Origin of the sequence: Camelimonas lactis, from assembly GCF_004342915.1 — a bacterium.
GTDB classification, from domain to species: Bacteria; Pseudomonadota; Alphaproteobacteria; order Rhizobiales; family Beijerinckiaceae; genus Camelimonas; species Camelimonas lactis.
The window spans coordinates 116023-132847 of sequence record NZ_SLWL01000008.1; the positions used below are offsets into that span (position 1 = coordinate 116023).

15 protein-coding genes and 1 pseudogene are annotated in these 16825 nt (G+C 65.9%); 4 read left to right on the plus strand and 12 right to left on the minus strand.

Translation table 11 applies throughout. The annotated features are described in order from the left end of the window. The first annotated feature begins 65 nt into the window (after positions 1 to 65). Positions 66 to 1862, plus strand: coding sequence for a DNA helicase RecQ (recQ, locus tag EV666_RS10405; RefSeq protein ID WP_132007357.1), 1797 nt, complete (start codon positions 66 to 68; stop codon positions 1860 to 1862). Between the two features lie 467 nt (positions 1863 to 2329). Here recQ and EV666_RS10410 read toward each other — a convergent pair whose 3' ends face one another. The 8 genes from EV666_RS10410 to atzF all read right to left on the minus strand — a co-directional run bounded on the left by EV666_RS10410 (position 2330) and on the right by atzF (position 10944). Continuing rightward, positions 2330 to 2518: a hypothetical protein gene (locus tag EV666_RS10410; protein WP_132007156.1), complete on the minus strand. Its 189-nt coding sequence runs from the start codon at positions 2516 to 2518 to the stop codon at positions 2330 to 2332. 144 nt (positions 2519 to 2662) lie between these two features. Continuing rightward, positions 2663 to 3373 (minus strand): L,D-transpeptidase, encoded by a 711-nt coding sequence (locus EV666_RS10415; RefSeq protein ID WP_132007159.1) that lies wholly within the window; start codon positions 3371 to 3373, stop codon positions 2663 to 2665. Positions 3374 to 3552: 179 nt separating this feature from the next. After that, complete coding sequence (locus EV666_RS10420; protein WP_132007162.1) at positions 3553 to 5220, minus strand: Na/Pi cotransporter family protein; 1668 nt, start codon at positions 5218 to 5220, stop codon at positions 3553 to 3555. A 240-nt stretch (positions 5221 to 5460) separates the two neighbouring features. Next, entirely contained in the window at positions 5461 to 6360 is a 900-nt protein-coding gene (locus EV666_RS10425) for an alpha/beta hydrolase (RefSeq protein ID WP_132007165.1), read from the minus strand. 122 nt (positions 6361 to 6482) lie between these two features. Further along, positions 6483 to 7262 (minus strand): ABC transporter ATP-binding protein, encoded by a 780-nt coding sequence (locus tag EV666_RS10430; RefSeq protein ID WP_132007168.1) that lies wholly within the window; start codon positions 7260 to 7262, stop codon positions 6483 to 6485. Continuing rightward, complete coding sequence (locus EV666_RS10435) at positions 7255 to 8112, minus strand: ABC transporter permease (protein ID WP_132007171.1); 858 nt, start codon at positions 8110 to 8112, stop codon at positions 7255 to 7257. The genes EV666_RS10430 and EV666_RS10435 overlap by 8 nt, the downstream gene beginning before the upstream one ends. Beyond that, on the minus strand, positions 8109 to 9074 hold the full coding sequence (locus EV666_RS10440; RefSeq protein ID WP_132007174.1) for an ABC transporter substrate-binding protein: 966 nt from the start codon (positions 9072 to 9074) through the stop codon (positions 8109 to 8111). Before EV666_RS10440 ends, EV666_RS10435 begins: the two co-directional genes overlap by 4 nt. Positions 9075 to 9123: 49 nt before the next feature. Then, entirely contained in the window at positions 9124 to 10944 is a 1821-nt protein-coding gene (gene atzF, locus EV666_RS10445) for an allophanate hydrolase (RefSeq protein WP_132007177.1), read from the minus strand. A 159-nt stretch (positions 10945 to 11103) separates the two neighbouring features. On the opposite strand from atzF, the gene EV666_RS10450 reads away from it, so the two are divergent. Then, positions 11104 to 11994, plus strand: coding sequence for a LysR family transcriptional regulator (locus EV666_RS10450; RefSeq protein WP_132007180.1), 891 nt, complete (start codon positions 11104 to 11106; stop codon positions 11992 to 11994). 233 nt (positions 11995 to 12227) lie between these two features. Continuing rightward, on the plus strand, positions 12228 to 13445 hold the full coding sequence (locus tag EV666_RS10455; RefSeq protein WP_245514350.1) for an FAD-dependent oxidoreductase: 1218 nt from the start codon (positions 12228 to 12230) through the stop codon (positions 13443 to 13445). A 71-nt stretch (positions 13446 to 13516) separates the two neighbouring features. Here EV666_RS10455 and EV666_RS18630 read toward each other — a convergent pair whose 3' ends face one another. Next, positions 13517 to 13831 carry a hypothetical protein gene (locus EV666_RS18630; protein WP_245514351.1) on the minus strand — a complete coding sequence of 105 codons (315 nt, stop codon included), beginning with the start codon at positions 13829 to 13831 and terminating at the stop codon, positions 13517 to 13519. On the opposite strand from EV666_RS18630, the gene EV666_RS18635 reads away from it, so the two are divergent. Next, on the plus strand, positions 13832 to 14167 hold the full coding sequence (locus EV666_RS18635) for a hypothetical protein (RefSeq protein WP_245514352.1): 336 nt from the start codon (positions 13832 to 13834) through the stop codon (positions 14165 to 14167). Here the strand turns inward: EV666_RS18635 and EV666_RS18880 are convergent. The 3 genes and pseudogenes from EV666_RS18880 to EV666_RS10470 form a co-directional block, all read right to left on the minus strand. Continuing rightward, a pseudogene (locus EV666_RS18880) lies at positions 14081 to 14281 on the minus strand (hypothetical protein); the annotation flags it as partial. The gene EV666_RS18635 and the pseudogene EV666_RS18880 overlap by 87 nt on opposite strands. A gap of 334 nt (positions 14282 to 14615) precedes the next feature. Continuing rightward, the gene (locus EV666_RS10465; protein ID WP_132007186.1) at positions 14616 to 15476 is read right to left on the minus strand and encodes an enoyl-CoA hydratase; all 861 of its coding nucleotides are present in this window, start codon (positions 15474 to 15476) and stop codon (positions 14616 to 14618) included. 131 nt (positions 15477 to 15607) lie between these two features. Further along, entirely contained in the window at positions 15608 to 16810 is a 1203-nt protein-coding gene (locus tag EV666_RS10470; protein WP_132007189.1) for an ABC transporter substrate-binding protein, read from the minus strand. Between the last annotated feature and the right edge of the window lie 15 nt (positions 16811 to 16825).

Here is a 16825-nt window from a genome sequence, read left to right on the forward strand (position 1 = left end):
GCCGGTCATCCCTGGCGTCGCGAAGCTGCTATGAAGGGGCTTCCGTGATTCCCGTGTTGCCGCCGATGACCGCCGCTCTCGATATTCTCAAAACCGTTTATGGCTACGATGCGTTCCGGGGACCGCAGGCGGACATCGTCGCGCATGTCATTGAAGGCCACAACGCCTTCGTGCTGATGCCGACGGGCGGCGGCAAGTCGCTCTGTTACCAGATCCCGGCGCTGGTTCGCGCCGGCATGGGCCTGGTCGTGTCGCCGTTGCTGGCGCTCATGGCCGATCAGGTGACGGCGTTGCGACAGGCGGGGGTGCGGGCGGCCGCGCTCAATTCCGACCTGCCGTGGGAGGAGCGGCGCGCCCTGTGGCGCGACATCCGGACGGGCGCGCTCGATCTGCTTTATGTGGCCCCCGAAACCTTGCTGCGGCCCGACGTGCTGGAGCTGCTGGACAGCGTGAAGCTGTCGGTCATCGCCATCGATGAAGCGCATTGCCTGTCGCAATGGGGGCATGATTTCCGGCCGTCGTACCGTCAGCTCGACGCGGTCGTGGCGCGCTTTGGCGACACGCCGCGCATGGCGCTGACGGCCACGGCGGATGAGCCGACGCGCGCGGAAATCCTGTCGCATCTGGCGATTGCGGAAACCGACGCCTTCATCGCCGGCTTCGATCGCCCCAATATTCGCTACGCCATTGAAGAAAAAGATAATCCGCGTGCGCAGATAAAGGCGTTCCTCCAGCGCCACGCTGGGGAGAGCGGCATCGTCTACTGCCTGTCGAAGCGCAAGACCGAGGAGACCGCCGCCTGGCTTCAGGGGCTTGGTTACGATGCGCTTGCCTATCACGCCGGCATGGACAAGGCGGCCCGCGAGGCCAATCAGGTCCGCTTCCAGCACGGCGAGGCCGTCATCATGGTCGCCACCGTCGCCTTCGGCATGGGCATCGACAAGCCGGACGTCCGCTTCGTCGCCCATATCGATCTGCCAGGCAGCATCGAGGCCTATTATCAGGAAACCGGCCGGGCAGGCCGCGATGGCCTGCCGGCCGAGGCCCTGATGCTCTACGGCTACGAGGACATCGCCCTGCGCAGCCGCTTTATCGAGGAATCGGAGGCGCCCGACCAGCGCAAACGCATGGAGCGGCAGAAGCTTGACGCGTTGCTGGGGCTGGCCGAGACGGCCGGTTGCCGCCGCCAGGCGCTGCTGTCGTATTTTGGCGACCATTGTCCGCCGTGCGGCAATTGCGACACCTGCGCCGAGCCGCCAGAACTGTTCGACGGCACGGTCGCGGCGCAAAAGGCGCTGTCATGCATCTACCGCACCGGCGAGCGCTTCGGACAGGCCTACATTGTCGACGTGCTGCTCGGCGTCGACAATGAACGCATCGCCCGGCTTGGCCATGACCGCGTCTCCACCTTCGGCATTGGCGGCGAGCATGACAGTCGCGCATGGCGGGCGATCCTGCGCCAGCTGATCGCGCTGCGCCTGGTCGACGTCGATCTTTCAGGTCATGGCGGCCTGTCGATCGCGCCCGCCGGCCGGGCCTTTTTGCGCGACAGGCCAATGCTGATGCTGCGCGCGCCGGCGCCAGCCCGCGCCAGGCGCTCCAAACTGGCGCGTGGCCCGGCCCTGGCAGCGGTGTCCGATGGCGACCAGGAGCTGTTTCAGGCGCTGCGTCGCAAACGCGCCGAGATCGCGCGCGCGCAGAACATGCCGCCCTACGTCATTTTCCACGACAGAACCCTGATCGAACTGGCCTCGGCGCGCCCCACGTCACCCGCGCAGATGGCGAAGGTCGCGGGCATTGGCGAGGCCAAGCTTGAACGTTACGGGGCCGCGTTTCTGGCTGTGATCGCCGGACATGCGTGATTGTTGGGGGCAGGCGCTGTTGCGGAACCGCGTTCGCGCAATGCATCGGCCCAGATGTGAAATTCCGCCTGCCTGACCTGTCCAGATCACAGATGTTTCGCTCACATTGGCTCAGGCTGACGTTGGGGATCGCGCTGGAAAAGCGGGTGCACGCAAAGTGAAACCGCGCCGTTATTCGCAATGAGAGGCAAAGTTTCATTCCAGTTCCGGGGAATATTTCTCCTGTGCGTTTCCAGTCAAATCCAGGTTGCCGGAAACCCGCAAGCTTTTCAGTTCAACACATCTTGTTCACGAAAAGTGGAGTACACTTTTCCTGGAAATGCTGTAGGCTGGGGTTCTCGTGTCAGATGTAATGGAGAATGACGATGAAACGCCTGGCCCTGGCCGTTGCGGGAATCCTGTGCGGGTCGTGCATTGCCTTCAGCGCGGGCGCCGCGCCGCTGGCTCCCGCTCCGCTGACCGCAACTTCAGATATTGAGCTGGCCCAGCACCGCCCGCCTCAGGCCCGGCCGCGCCCGCCGCATCATGCGCATCCACATGTCAGGCATCGTCATCCCCATCACGTCCGGCGCCATTGCACCACGCGGCGCGTGGTCGTGCGGAACCGTTTCGGGCATCCGGTGCGTGACCGCTTCGGCCGGCCGGTTTTCCGGCATGTCCGGGTTTGCCGCTAAAGCATTTTCACGGCAAGGGAGCCCGCTTCGCGTGAAGCGGGTTCCATTCAGGAGGCATGGCGCTTTCCCTGGCGCGGTTTTGCCGAAGTGCTCCAGCGAACCTGACGGCAGGCCTGTGCCTGCGGCTCAGGCTGGCAGGACGACAACCTTCGTCTTGACCGGCGTGCGTGCGTAAAGGTGGATCATGTCCTGGCTGAGGAGGCCGACGCAGCCGCTGGTGACGCCCGTGCCGATCGATTCAGGGTCGCTGCTGGCGTAGATCGTATAGAGCGTGTACGCGCCGTTCTGGTAAAGATACAGCGTGCGGGCGCCAAGTGGATTGTCGAGGCCGCCCGGCATGCCACGGGCGTATTTGGCCGCTTCCGGCTGCCGCTTGATCATTTCTTTGGGCGGCGTCCAGGTGGCCCATTCAGCTTTCCGTCCGACATAGGCGTCGCCGCTCCAGCGGAACCCGTCACGGCCAACATTGGCGCCATAGCGGGTGGCGGTTCCATCGTCTTCGACGCGGTAGACATAATAAGAACCGGGATCGACGATGATGGTTCCGGGCGCTTCTTTGGTTTCGTAGCGCACGGTGCGGCGATAATATTTCGGGTCGACCTTGCTGACGTCGACGGCCGGGATCGGGAATTTTTCCTGGGGTACGGCCCCATACACCCTGGCGGCCTCGGCATGGCTCATATGGTCGGATGTGGCGCAGCCAGCCAGGCCCAGCGCGCCAAGACCGGCGGCGGAGCCAAACAGAAACGCCCGGCGGTGAAGCAGCCCAGGGCGAACGTCGGCCAGGCTTTCGTTGCGCGCCGCGTCAGCGGCGGTGATTTCTCGGTCCGTGATCATGATTTCGAAGCTTCCATGTCGCGTCGGCGGACCAGGAATCACTCCGGCATATCCGCGCTGAATATCCTGGCGGCCAACATTGCCGTCAGGCGCGCCGATTGGCAATCGTACCTCGCCGGCGGCCGCGCGGCTCGCGGCGCCGCCGATATTGGCGCATGCGGCGGGTTCAGGTTTTCCGGTCAGGCGTTCCTGCCGATGACGACTGGTTCACCCTGGCCCAGCAGATGGGCTGACGTGCGCCACGCATGGCTGGCGATCTGGTCCAGACGGCGCATGGTTTCGATCCGCGCGAACGCTTCCGATGCGGTGAGGGCGCCAGGCGCCACGGCGGCCAGCACGCTGGCGCGGCCCTCGCGCTGCATCGTCTGGAGCTTTCTGGCGGCCGCGGCCATTTCAGCCAGCGCCGTATCTTCCGCCGCTGACATCCCCCAACCGATGGGCGTGGCCTGGGCGCTGAGGGCGCTTTCGGCGGTAATCGCATCGGCAATGAACTGCGCGTTGCGCAAGGTGATGTCGCAAAGCGCGGCGGCGTCGCCTTCAGGCGAGCCGGGCGCGGCCACGCCGCGCAGTTCGCCAGCCGCCACCGCCTCGGCCAGGCGCGCGGCGTGGTCGAGGGCGTGGAGCGTGCTGGTCAGGCGGAAGCGCTCTTCTCCGGTTTCCGGCGGCTCCTTCAGCGCGGAGAGAAACCGCCGCACGTCAGCCAGCGTGGTCGCCGCGGTCGCGGCGTCCGGGGCGTCCCGGTGGCCCGCGAGGGCGGCGGACGCTGAAGCGGCGGTGGTCCCCAGCACATCCGCCACGACCCGCCGCGCGGTTTCGATGGCGATCACCGGGCTGGCGAGGGCGCTTGGGTCAAGCGCGCGCTCCAGCGGCGTTTCCCGGGATGGCAGCATCCGGGTGACAGTGCGGGCAAACCACCGGGTGGCGGGCAAAAGCACGGCGACGCCCACGACGTTGTAGGCGGTGTGATAGGCGGCGAGCAGGGTCGTGCCGTCGAGCGTCGATGACAGGCCCTGCATCAACCGCGTGGTCAGCGGAAAAGCGACGATGGCGATGAGCGCGGCGATCAGCTTGAACAGCACATAGGCCAGGGCGAGGCGTTTGGCGGTGACGCTGGCGCCGATGGCCGCCAGGGCCGAGCTCGTCGCCGTGCCGATGTTTTGGCCGATGATCAGCGCCGCGCCCTGCTCAAGGCTAACCGCTCCAGCGAAAAAGGCGGAAATGGTCACGGCGATGGCGGCGGTTGACGACTGCATCACCGCGGTCATGGCGAGGCCGACGAGGACCAGCGTCAGCAGGCCGCTGACGCCGGAAAACCAGCTGACCCCAGGCATGCCCAGCACAGCCGGAAGGTCAGCGGGGTTCAGGCTTTCGGCAAGACCGCCCATGCCCTGCTGGAGGGTCGTCAGGCCATAGAGCACCAGCGCGAAGCCGGCGAGGGCGCCGCCGCCCGCCGCGATCCGTCCGCTGGCCAGCAGCCGCGTCAGCGCCCCGACAAAGATCAGGGGCAGCGCATAAGCGGACAGCGACACCCGCACCCCGATCAGGGCCACCAGCCAGCCGGTGCCCGTGGTGCCAACGTTGGCGCCAAACACCAGGCCGAGCCCTTGGGGAAAAGTCAGAAGGCCGGCGTTGACCAGGCCGATGGTCGTCATGGTCACGGCGCTTGAGGACTGCACGAGCAGCGTGACGATCGCGCCCCAGAAGGCGCCGGAAACCGGCGTCGCCGCAGCCTTGCCAAGCACAGCGCGCAGCGAGGAGCCCGCGAGGGATTTCAGGCTGTCGGTCATGACGGTCATGCCGAGCAGGAACAGCCCGACGCCGCCGAGAATGGCAACAAGTGTCGTCATGCGCGCCTTTCCACCCGATCCGGGCGAGCTGGCGTTCTGCGCCAGGCCGGCATTATGGCCGTGGCCTTGCCGTGGGGCCAGACCCCTTCCGCTTCTCGCATACCGGCCATGAAGCCCTGATCACGATTTCCGGGCGAGGCATCCGGGCGTGCAGGCGTCCTGCGAACAGAACGACGCCGTCCGCCATTTGCGCGAGCGTCGCCAGGGCGCGGCGACGCGGTTGATGCGCTCGGCCTGGGTTCAGCCATCCACGTGCTGGCGCTGGCGCAACAGATCGAGCGCCAGGGCGGTGAGCGCGCCGTCGGGGCGGACGAGTTCCTGGAGAATGGTGAAGTGATTGGCCCCCACGATCGGGGCGGTCACGCAGGGCCGGCTCACGGCGGCGCAGGCCCTGGCGAAAGCCCCGGACTGGCGTTGCAGTTCCGGCAGTTCATGCGTTCCCCAAGCCAGCGCCAGGGGCGTGGACTTCCCCGACGTCCGGCGGGACAGGTTGTTGATCGGGCTGAGGCTGGCGATCTCGCCCGGCAACAGCCGCAGGGCGTCGTTCAGATGACAGGCGGCGACGGGCGCCAGATCGTGGATGCCCGAAATGGCGAGCACGGCGTCCACTTCCGGCATGTCGAGGCAGGAGGCGGCCAGATGGCCGCCGGCCGACCACCCAGACGCCATCAGCCGGCCCTGCGCCACATTGAGCGCGGCGCCATCGTTGCGCAGCCAGCGGATCGCCGCGCGAATTTCACCGACGATCTGCGTCAGCGAGGCTTCCGGCGCCAGCGTGTAGCCGGGCAGGGCCACATCGACGCCATGGGCCAGCAGTCCCTCGGCCATGCAGGAGAAAACCGCCTTGCTGTTGCGCTGCCAGTAACCGCCGTGGACGAAGACGAACAGCGGCGCATTGTTCTGGCCGCAGCGGAAGATATCGAGGCGGGTGCGATCGCCGGGACCATAGGGAAGGTCGAGCAGTTCTGGCTGTCGCGCCCTGAGCGCCGCGCTCCGCGCCGCCCATTGCGCCAGCCAGGCGGCGCTGTCGGTCACGGCGGCCGAGTTGTCGTAGGCGGCGTCCAGCTCCGCCTTCGTCCAGTCGCGCCAGGCCTCGTCCGGCCGCGGGCGCGGGACGTCCCGGGCTGCTGCATTGGTCATGACCACTCCTGCGGTGGCGGTGCGGAGGCCGTTTCATCATGCGAAGCGCGCGCCGCTCCGCATGATCGCTTGCCATGGCATGATCACTTGCCATGGATGGCCGCCATGGATGGTTTGCCGGATCACGCCGCCCTGCGGGCATGGTGGCTGTGCAGGCGCTGGTTCAGATCGCCGCGAATGGCGTTGAACGTGGGCGAGGCGACGTCGCGGGGGCGCGGCAGATCCAGCTGCAGTTCGCTGTCGATGCGCCCGGGTCCCGGCGACATGGCCACCACGCGGTCGGACAGGAACACCGCCTCCTCGATGGAGTGGGTGACGAACAGCACGGTCAGCCCCGTGCTGGCCCACAGCTCCAGCAACTCGTCCTGGAGGCGGTCGCGGGTCATGGCGTCGAGGGCGCCAAAGGGTTCGTCCATCAGAACCACTTCCGCGTCGTTGGCCAGCACACGGGCGATGGCGACGCGCTGCTTCATGCCGCCGGAGAGCTGGTGTGGCCAGGCGTCGGCGAACTTGCCGAGGCCGACCATGTCGACGTAGCGGCTGACCGTGTCCTGGATTTCGGCCTTCGGCCGGCCGCGAGCGGCGAGGCCGAAGCCGATATTGCCGCGCACGGTCAGCCAGGGAAACAGGCCGTAGTCCTGAAACACCATGCCGCGCGACGGGTCCGGGCCGTCGATTGGCTTGCCCCACATCAGCGCCTCGCCGGAGGTTGGTTGCTCGAAACCGGCGGCGATGCGCAGCAGCGTGGACTTGCCGCAGCCCGAGGCGCCGATGAGGCAGATGAATTCGCCCTTGCGCACCGTGAGGCTGGCGCCGGAGAGCGCCTGGATGCGCTGCCCCGAGAAGTCGAACGTCTTGCTGACATTGCGCATTTCGAGGATCGGAATGGTCGGTTCAGACATGGTTCGGACTCCAGGACAGCAGGCGGCGGCCGAGCAGCATGACGAGGCGGTCGGAAATGAAGCCGAGCGCGCCGATGGCGACCATGCCGGCGATGACGATCTCCGTGCGCGAGAGCTGGCGGGCTTCCATGATGATGGCGCCGAGGCCGGTCTGGACGCCGGTCATCTCACCGATGACGATCACCACCCACGCGAAACCAAGGCCAAGACGCAGACCGGTGAAGATCGCCGGCAGCGAGGCCGGCAGCACCACGCGGGCAAACTGCGCCGGCCCCTTGCAGCCGAGCATGCTCGCGGCTTCGAACAGCCGCGCCTCGACGGCGCGCACGCCGAACACCGTATTGACGAGGATGGGATAGAACGCGCCGAGAAACACCAGGAAGAACGCCGAGCGCGGACCGATGCCGAACAGGATCATCGCCAGCGGCAGCCAGGCGGTCACCGGAATTGGCCGCAGCAGTTGCAGGGTCGGGTCCAGCATCTGGCGCACGAACGGCACGCGGCCGATCAGCAGGCCAAGCGGCAGCGCTGCGAGCACGGCGAGACCGAAGCCGCCAAGCACCCGCCCCACCGACGCCAGCACGTGGGTCAGCAACGTCTGGCTGAAGGCGTCGTCGTTAATTCCGCCGAAGGCGAGGTCCCAGAAGGCGCGGGCGACTTCCGCCGGCGGCGGCACCAGGCTATAGGCTTCGCCGGCGGTGGCGAAGTGCCACCCGGTCAGGATGGCGGCGGGAAAGGCCAGCGCCAGGGCGACCTGGCCGGCGCGGCCGCCGAGCGCCCGCAGGCGCGCCGTGGAGACGCGGCCATGACCGCGCATGGCGGGCGGCGCCCCTTGCATGACGATGCTCATGCGCGTCCTCCAATCTGGTCAATGGCGGCGGTCTGGAAGAAGGCGGCGAAATCCGGCAGCCGGCGGATCTGCTTCAGATCGAGCATGCGCTGGGCATAGGTTTCGCCGCGCTTGCGATCCTCGGGCGTGAAGTCCCACACCAGATCGACATTGGGCACGGAGCGGGCGATGGCGTCCGGCTTCTGGCCCAGCTTCGCCACCGCCATCGCGGCCATGCGGTCGCGGTTGGCCATGGCGAATTCGCAGGCCTTGCGGTGCACCTCCAGCAGCACCTTCACCTGCTCCGGCCGCGCCGCCAGCGTGTCCTTGTGGGTGGCGGTGATCATGTTCAGCGCCCCCAGCGGCGTGCCATAGGGGTATTCGACGATCTTGCCGACGCCAGTGGCGAGGCTGACGCCGGGACCCGGCTCGGCGCCCACATAGGCGTCGACGTCGCCCCGGGCGAGCGCCGCGTGCATTTCCGAGAAGGAAATGCGCACCGGGGTGATGTCCTTCACCGACATGCCTTCCTGGGAAAGGCGTTCGAGGATGAACATTTCCTGGGTGGAGCCGGGCCAGATGGCGACGCGCTTGCCCTTGAGGTCCCGGATGGAGTTGATCTCGCTGTTCTTGCCGGCGACGACGCCGACGCCCTTGTTGCAGGCGCCGGCGATCAGCGCCACGGGCTCGCCGGCCGAGGCGCCGAGCAGCCCGGCGGCGATGCCGAACATGCCGAAATCGACGGACTTCGTGACCACGGCGTTCTTGCCCTCGGTAGGGCTTTCGAACGGCACGACGTCGATGCGGTAACCGGCTGGGGTGAACTGCTCGTAGAAATACGGCGCGATGGAGTGGATGAGCTTGAGCGCGCCCATGCGGATGACGACCGGCTTGCCGGACTGGGCGCGGACGCCGGTGCTGATGACGGCCGGGGCGGCGAGGGCGGCCATGGCGCCCATCAGGAACTGTCTGCGCTGGATCATGATGTGGCTCCTTTGCCTGGATTCAGGCGGGTTTCGGGCCTGGCGCCGGTCAGGCCGCCCTGGCGGCGGTCAGGAAGGCGCGCCAGCCGCCAAAAATGGTGATGTCACGCGCGCCAGCGATGGCGTGGGGTTCGCAGAGAAAGCCTTTCACGACGGAGCCGTCCTCCAGTTCCACCGAGCCAATGCCCAGTGGCGCAGGTATCCCAGCAACAAACGTGCCAAAGGCTTCCGGTGTGAGCCGCCACAACTCCAGGGCGACGCCGCCCGCGCCGCCGTCGCGCAACAGGCCAGGCTTGGGCGGCGTGGTTCCTGCAAGTGCATAAAGGCTGTAGCCGGCGCCTGTTTTTGCGGCGCCCAGAAATTCGGCGTTGCGATCGGTCAATTGCCAGTTCAGTGGCTCGCCGCGCAGATGGGCGCCGACGACAGCCAGCGTGACGCCGGCGCGTGGCGATGCGGCCACTGGCGCCGTCGCCGCCAGCGCCCGCCGGGTCGCCCCGAGAGAGGCCGCCGGCACGGCGCGGTGCAGCAGGTCGCCGATGGCGGCGAGCCTGCCATCGCTGAAGGCGGGACCGACAAGGGTGACGCCGGCGGGACGCCCGGCTGAGGTCAGGTCGGACGGAACGGCCAGGGCGGCCAGGTCCATCAGGTTGACGAAATTGGTGAACAGGCCAAGCCGGGCGTTGAGGCCGACGGGGTCGGCCAGCATGGCGTCGATGGATGGATGCTCCGGCGCGGTCGGGGTCAGGACGATATCAACGGCGTTCCAGACCGTTTCAGCCTGGCGGATCAGCGCGGCGAGCCGGTATTGCGCCTTGAAGGCGTCGGCGGCGGACCAGTTTGCGCCTCTGGCGATGACGTCGCGCACCGCTGGATGAACCTCAGGCGCGTTGTCAGCCATAAATCCGCCAACCGCCGCCAGTCGCTCGGCGACCCATGGGCCATCATAGAGCAGGGAGGCCGCGTCTCGCAGGGGCGCCCAGTCGATGGCCACGGCGGTTCCGCCCATGGCTTCCAGCCGCGAGATGGAGCGGGCGTAAGCCGCCTGGACGACGGCGTCGCATGACGCCAGGGTCGCTGCGTCCAGAACGCCAAAACGGAAGGGCGCCACGGCCGGCGTCGCCAGCGCATCCGCCGGGGCGCGGCGCGCATACGGGTCGGCGGCGTCAAAACCTGTGATGATGCGGGTGACCAGCAGGGCGTCGGCGACGGTCGCCGCGAACACGCAGACGCAATCGAGGCTGCGGCAGGCTGGCGTCACGCCGGTCGTGCTGATCAGGCCCTTCGTGGGCTTCATCCCGACCACATTGTTGAAGGCGGCGGGAACCCGGCCCGAGCCGGCCGTGTCGGTGCCAAGGGCAAAGGGGACGACACCTGCGGCGACGGCGACGGCCGAGCCGGAACTGGATCCACCGGAAACCCGCGCCGGATCGAGCGCCGACGCTGGAATGCCATAAGGAGAGCGCGTGCCGTTCAGCCCGGTGGCGAACTGGTCGAGGTTGGTCTTCCCGACCGGAATGGCGCCGGCCGCAACCAGACGGGACACGGCCGTTGCGGAGGACGCCGGCGTGAAAGCGAAAGCGGGGCAGGCGGCGGTCGTCGGCAGGCCGGCGACGTCGATATTGTCCTTCACGGCGAAGGGGACGCCATATAGCGGCAGGTCCTCCCCGGCCTTCAGACGGCGGCTCGCCGCGGCCAGCATTGTTTCGATGACAGCGAGCGGCGTCACGGAAATCCATATGTGCGAACTGGCGGCGGCGGTGATCGCCGCGTGAATCGCCCGCAGATCGGCAAGCGCATCGCGGCCGGCCCGGTATGCGGCGACCCGGGCTGGCAGGTCGGCGAACGGCAGGTCCTCAAGATCGGCGGGCATGGACGTCTCCGGCGTGATGTGATCGCCGGAACAGGGTGGGTTACCCGCGTGTTGCAGTCTATTGCTTGTTTTTGAACAATGTGTTTCATAAAACGCAACACGTCAGGACGATGGATGAAAACGGTGGGTCCGCGATCAGGCTTCAGGGAAGCGGGGACAATGAAACATCTCAGGACGTTCGCCTGCATTCTGGATGTGGCGAAGAGCGGCTCGATCCGCAAAAGCGCCGAGCGTCTGGCGCTGACGCCTTCAGCGCTGACCCGCAAAATCCAGGATTTCGAGCAGGAGATGGGGGTAACCCTGTTTGAGCGTTTGCCCCAGGGCATGCGCCTCAATCCGGCGGGCGAACTTGTCGTGCGCCATATCCGCGACCAGCTCTCGGATTTCGACCGTATCCGCTCGCAGATCGCCGATCTGTCCGGCGAGCGGCGGGGCCATGTGTCGGTGGCCTGCAGCCAGGCGTTCGCCCACGAATTCCTGCCAGCGCAGATCGCGCGCTATCGCGCCGCGCATCAGCTGGTTTCGTTCAGCCTCATGGTGCGCGACCACGCCCATGTGGTTTCGGCCCTGACCGCGTTCGAAGCTGATCTTGCTGTTGTCCTGCAACCGCCGCCCACGCCAGAATTCATGCCATTGCTGGTGCTGGAACAGCCTGTTTGCGCCATTGTCGCCGCCGATCATCCGCTGGCGGCGACCGCCGGGCCGGTGCGGCTGCGCGACTGTCTGCGCTGGCCGGTGGTCATGCCTGATCGCAGCCTCGCCATCCGGTATCTGCTGGACGCGGCGCGCACGCGCGTCTCCCTGCCGGCGCAGGTGGCGCTCGAAACCGGATCATTCGAGGTGATGCGTGGTTACGCCATGCGCGAACACGTGGTGACCTTCCAGATTCGCGCCGGAGTTCCGCGAGAAGATCAGCGGCTGGTTGCCCGTGAGATCGACGCCAGGGACATGGCGCCCGCGCAGACCGTGGTTGGCCAGTTGCGGGGGCGCACCCTGCCGGTCGCCGCCGCCCGCTTCACTGAACAGGTAATCCGGGCGCTGGCTGGCTGAAGCGGGCCGGGCGCACGCCCATGTCGCGAGGGGCGCCCCACACGGGCGTTCGACGCAGGCGGCCTTCCGCCATGCAACTGGACTGTCCGGCGTTGTTGCGGGTCGACAGTCTTGCGCCATGACCATGGGGCAGCCCAGAATGCCGGGGTCAGAACGCCGGTTCCGGCGCGCTCGCCAACGATTTGCATATGGGTTGTGCTGTTGTCCCGGCAATTGAAACCTGGAATGGCGCCATGATGGTTCGCGACAAACGTCCTGTCATTATCGCAGGCGGGGGGCCAGCCGGAATGATGGCCGGGCTGCTGTTCGCGCGCGCTGGCGCGCCAACCGTCGTGCTGGAAAAGCATCGGGATTTTCTGAGGGATTTCCGGGGGGACACGGTTCACCCCTCGACCCTGGATATCTTCAGCGAACTTGGCCTTCTGGATGGCCTGCTCGCGCGTGAACACAACGAGGTGGAGCGCATCGGCGCGGTCATCGGCGGCCATGAATACGGGATTGCCGATTTCAGCTGGCTCCCGGGTCCCGCGCGCTTCCTGGCCATGATGCCGCAGTGGCATTTTCTCGATTTCGTGGCCGGGGAGGCGCGGCGGTTTCCGGCTTTCTCCCTGCGTATGGAAGCGGAAGTCGTCGGGTTGATCGAGGGGAATGACCGGATCGAAGGCGTCCGGCTGGCTTCAGGCGAGATGCTTGAGGGCGCCCTGGTCATCGCCGCTGACGGACGCGACTCCGTCCTGCGTGAGGCCGCCAGGCTGCCCCGGCAGGATCTGGACGCGCCCATAGACGTGCTCTGGTTTCGCGTGCCCAAGGCGCGCACCCCCGACAATCGCACCCAGGGTTATATCGACAGGGGCGAGATGATCGTGACCATTGATCGCGGCGATTATTTCCAGTGCGCGCGCGTCATCGAAAAGGGGGGCGCTGACCGCGTGCGCGCCGGCGGCCTGGAGCATTTCCGGGCGGACGTCACGGCGACGGCCCCGGTTCTTGCCGGGCATATCAGCGCCATTACCAGCTGGGATGAGGTGAAGCTTCTCACCGTATCCCTTGACCGCCTGACCCGCTGGAGCCGGCCCGGCCTGCTTGCCATCGGGGACGCCGCGCACGCCATGTCGCCCGTGGGCGGCGTCGGCGTCAATCTCGCGATCCAGGATGCGGTCGCCGCCGCCAATATCCTGGCCGGGCCGCTCGCGCGCGGCGCTGATCCCGATCCGCTGCTGCACCGCGTGCAGAAGCGCCGGATGCTCGCGGTCAGGACAATCCAGGCCATACAACGCACGGTCCACCGCAAGGTCATTGGCGCAGCCCTGCGCGAAAAGGCGCCGCGCGCGCCGGCGGTCGTGCGCCTCCTGCAAATCATTCCGCCGCTCCAGGCATTGCCGGCATGGTTGCTGGGGCTTGGCGTGCGGCGTGAGCATGTTTCCGCGCCGCGGGCATTGCCGGATCACTGATGGGCAACACGGCCGGCAAGTCGGTTTCAGGCTGAACGGCCGCGTCGCACTGTTCCTATCCAGCTTCGCGATCACGGTTTTTCCGGCTTCCGGCCCCGGACACGCGGCGTTTTCCGGAGGCTCGCAGGTGGGGAAGGCGGTCCGGTTTCAGCGCCGGCGGCGCCGCGCAGGCCGTGCGCCACGAACTTTTTGTAGGTTGCCGCAGCTTTCCGGATTGTCGCAGCGGCGTCGTCGCTCCCCGCCACCGAGTGTGAGTAAACATAGTCGCGGGCGGACATCAGCAGAAACGCCAGGGTGTCCAGTTCATTTTTATCGTAGCCAGGCATTTCCCCGGCGTCATGGTGACGTCCCAGCAGTTTGCGATAGCGCACAAGGAGGTTGCTCACATGACGGCGGTAGCCTTCGGGGGTCGCCACATGCGCCTCATGAAGGAGGCGGAAGAACCATGGATGCTGCTGTACATAGAAAAAGAAGTCCAGAAATGCGCGCGCTTCCAGTTCAACAATTCCGAGCGGGCTGTTGGCGGCGGCGTTCAGGGCGTCGAGAACTTCTTCGCCTTTCATCGGCAGCAACACATCGAAAAGGTCCTGACGGCTGTCGAAATAAGCATAGAAAGTTCCGCACGCGAGGCCAGCCCGCTCCATGATGCGGGAGATGGTGGCGTCGGCGTAGCCGTATTCACCAATAATTTCGGCTGCGGCCTCGCATATCAGCGCGCGTGAACGTTCTGACTTTTCCTGACGGGTCAGGCGCGGCTGGCGCGGCCTGGTTGCCGGAGCCGTCATGTTTTTGGAAAGCCGCCCTGTTTCAGTCCGCGTCGTCTTTGTATGCGCCATAAATCACGATCCGTAACAGGGGCTGGCCAACGGGCTGCGCCAGCAGACGTCTGGCGGGGGGCTGATTTTTCCAACTGCGCCCGGGGTCATGTGATCATTTACGACGGTTGGCGGAGCTTGAGCAAACTGCCGGCCCCGGAAGGGCGGGGGCCGTAAGAAAAACAGCAACTGGTCCGCCTGCTGGGCGGAGCCGCGCCACGGCTTACGCGTCACGCGGCGCGCCAGTAACGCGATGCGCCCGAAGGCGCATCGCTTGATCACATTTCCATGGCGCCAGCCATCCGCAGCCAGCGCGCAACCAGGCGGAAGTTGCCGATGCCGGGCGCGACCTGGCCTACTTTTTGTTCGCCTTCGACTGGAAGTTCTTCATGAACTCCGCGTCGATGAACGAGCCGTTCTGGTGCAGGCGATAGTGCGTGTGCGCCAGGTGGTGGGCGTTGAAGGCCGCCCGCTGCACATTCTCGAAGCCCTGCGCGTGGAACACGGCGTTGAGCGCGTCCTTGGCGAGTTTGAGCGCAAATGCAGGCTTGTCCGCGAGGCTGCGCGCGAACGCCAGCGTTTCGGCCTCAAGCGCATCGCGCGTCACCACCCGGTTCACCATGCCGGCGGCCCGCGCCTCTTCAGCGCTGATCGGCTGGCCGGTCATCAGGAACTCTTTTGCCTTGCGAATGCCCAGCTCCCAGGCATGGGCAAAATATTCGACGCCAGGAATGCCCATGTACATGGTGTTGTCCTGGAACGTTGCGTCGTCGCTGGCGATCACGAAGTCACAGGGCCAGATCAGCATGAGGCCGCCGGCGATGGCCTTGCCGTGAACGGATGCGATCGTCGGTTTGGCGAGATCGCGCCAGCGTCGGCAGAACCCTTCGTAAATCTCCTTTTCCCGGGCATAATAGGCTTCCGCGCCGGCCCAGTCTGCGGGCCCCCAATTGTCTGCTCCCCAGGAGCCGACCAGCTTGCGTTGGCCTTTTTCGACATCCTTCTCCCGCAGGTCATGTCCGGCGGAAAAGTGCTGGCCCTTCGCCGCCAGGATAACCACTTTCACCTGGTTATCGGCCATGGCCGCGTCGAAGGCGTCGTTCAGCTCGTAAAGAAGCTGGGTGTCCTGGGCGTTGCGGGCGTCCGGCCGGTTCAGCCAGATGCGGGCGATGTTGGCCTCGGGCTTTTCGTAAATAATCGTGTCGAACGTGGGCATGTGGGGTTCCGTTATGAAACTGGTTTGAGCGGGCTCTGTCTGGGTGGCGCCCTGGCGTCTGGACCCGCGCCAGCGCAGGGCGAAGCGGCGTCCGGGAACTGGCGCGTGATGGTCCACGCGCCAGACCTGGTTCAGTCGATATTGACCCACCGCTTGCCGTCGAATTTCTGCAATTGCAGCGACTGGTAAGCCGAGAAGTCGTCGGGCGTGGTGTGCAGCACGATCTTCTGCGGCTGCATTGGCATGCGTTCATTGTTGATGCTGCCGACCAGTTTCATGATGTTTTCGCGGGTCAGATTATCGCCGGCGCGCTCGAGAATGCGCTTCATCATGTTGACGACGATATAGGTCGAAGTCAGATCCTTCGGGTTCTCCTGCGGCGCCCATTTCTTCATGAACGCGAGGTAGTCTTTGACTTCCGGATCGTTGACGAGGTCCGGGTCGTCGGGCGCTTTGGCGAAGTTCCCGGTGATGACGCCGGTTGAAGCTTCGACTCCGGCGGGCGTCAGCACATGGCTGATGGAAGCGGAGGCGTTGGTGACAAACTGCAGCGGCTTCCAGCCGATCTCGTGGGCCTTGCGCATCGCCTGGGCTGCGAATTTCGGGGTCGTGGCGCTGATGAACACGTCGGCGCCGGAGTTTTTCAGGTTGAGGATCTGCGAGTCGACGACAGGGTCAGAGGTTTCATAGGCCTGGACGCTGACAAGCGCCTTCGACTTGCCGTGCGCCTCAAGCGCCGCGCGAACACCGTTCAGGTGATCCTTGCCGTAGTCGTCGTTGGCATGGAGCACGCCGATCTTTGCATCCGGCTTCTGCTTCAGGATGTAATCAACATACGTTTTCTGTTCGAGCGCGTAGGATGGCCAGAACGGCATGGTCCATGGATAGACCTTGGGATTATTGAACTTGTTGGCTCCCGTGGTGATCAGCACCTGGGGCACCTGCTTGTTGTTCAGATACTTCTGTGTCGCTGTATTGGTCGGGGTGCCGGAGACGCCGAAAATCAGCAGAACATTGTCGCTTTCAACCAGTTTGCGCGTTTGCTCCAGCGCCTTTGGCGGACTGTAGGCGTCATCAAGACTGATAAATGTGATCTTGCGCCCATTAATGCCGCCATTGGCGTTGATCATATCAAAGAACGCCTTGGCCGTGCGGCCGCCCGCGCCGTAAGCGGAGACAGGCCCGCTATAGGCTGTGGTGCTGCCCAGGCGGATTTCCGTATCGGACGCGCCTGGGCTGTAGGCTGGCTTGTCCGCCGCCGTGGCCGGCGCAGCTGCGAACATGCCGCCCAGAAAACCGGCCAGAACGGCCGTCTGCGTTATTGAATGCTTCATTGCTGTTCCCCCGTT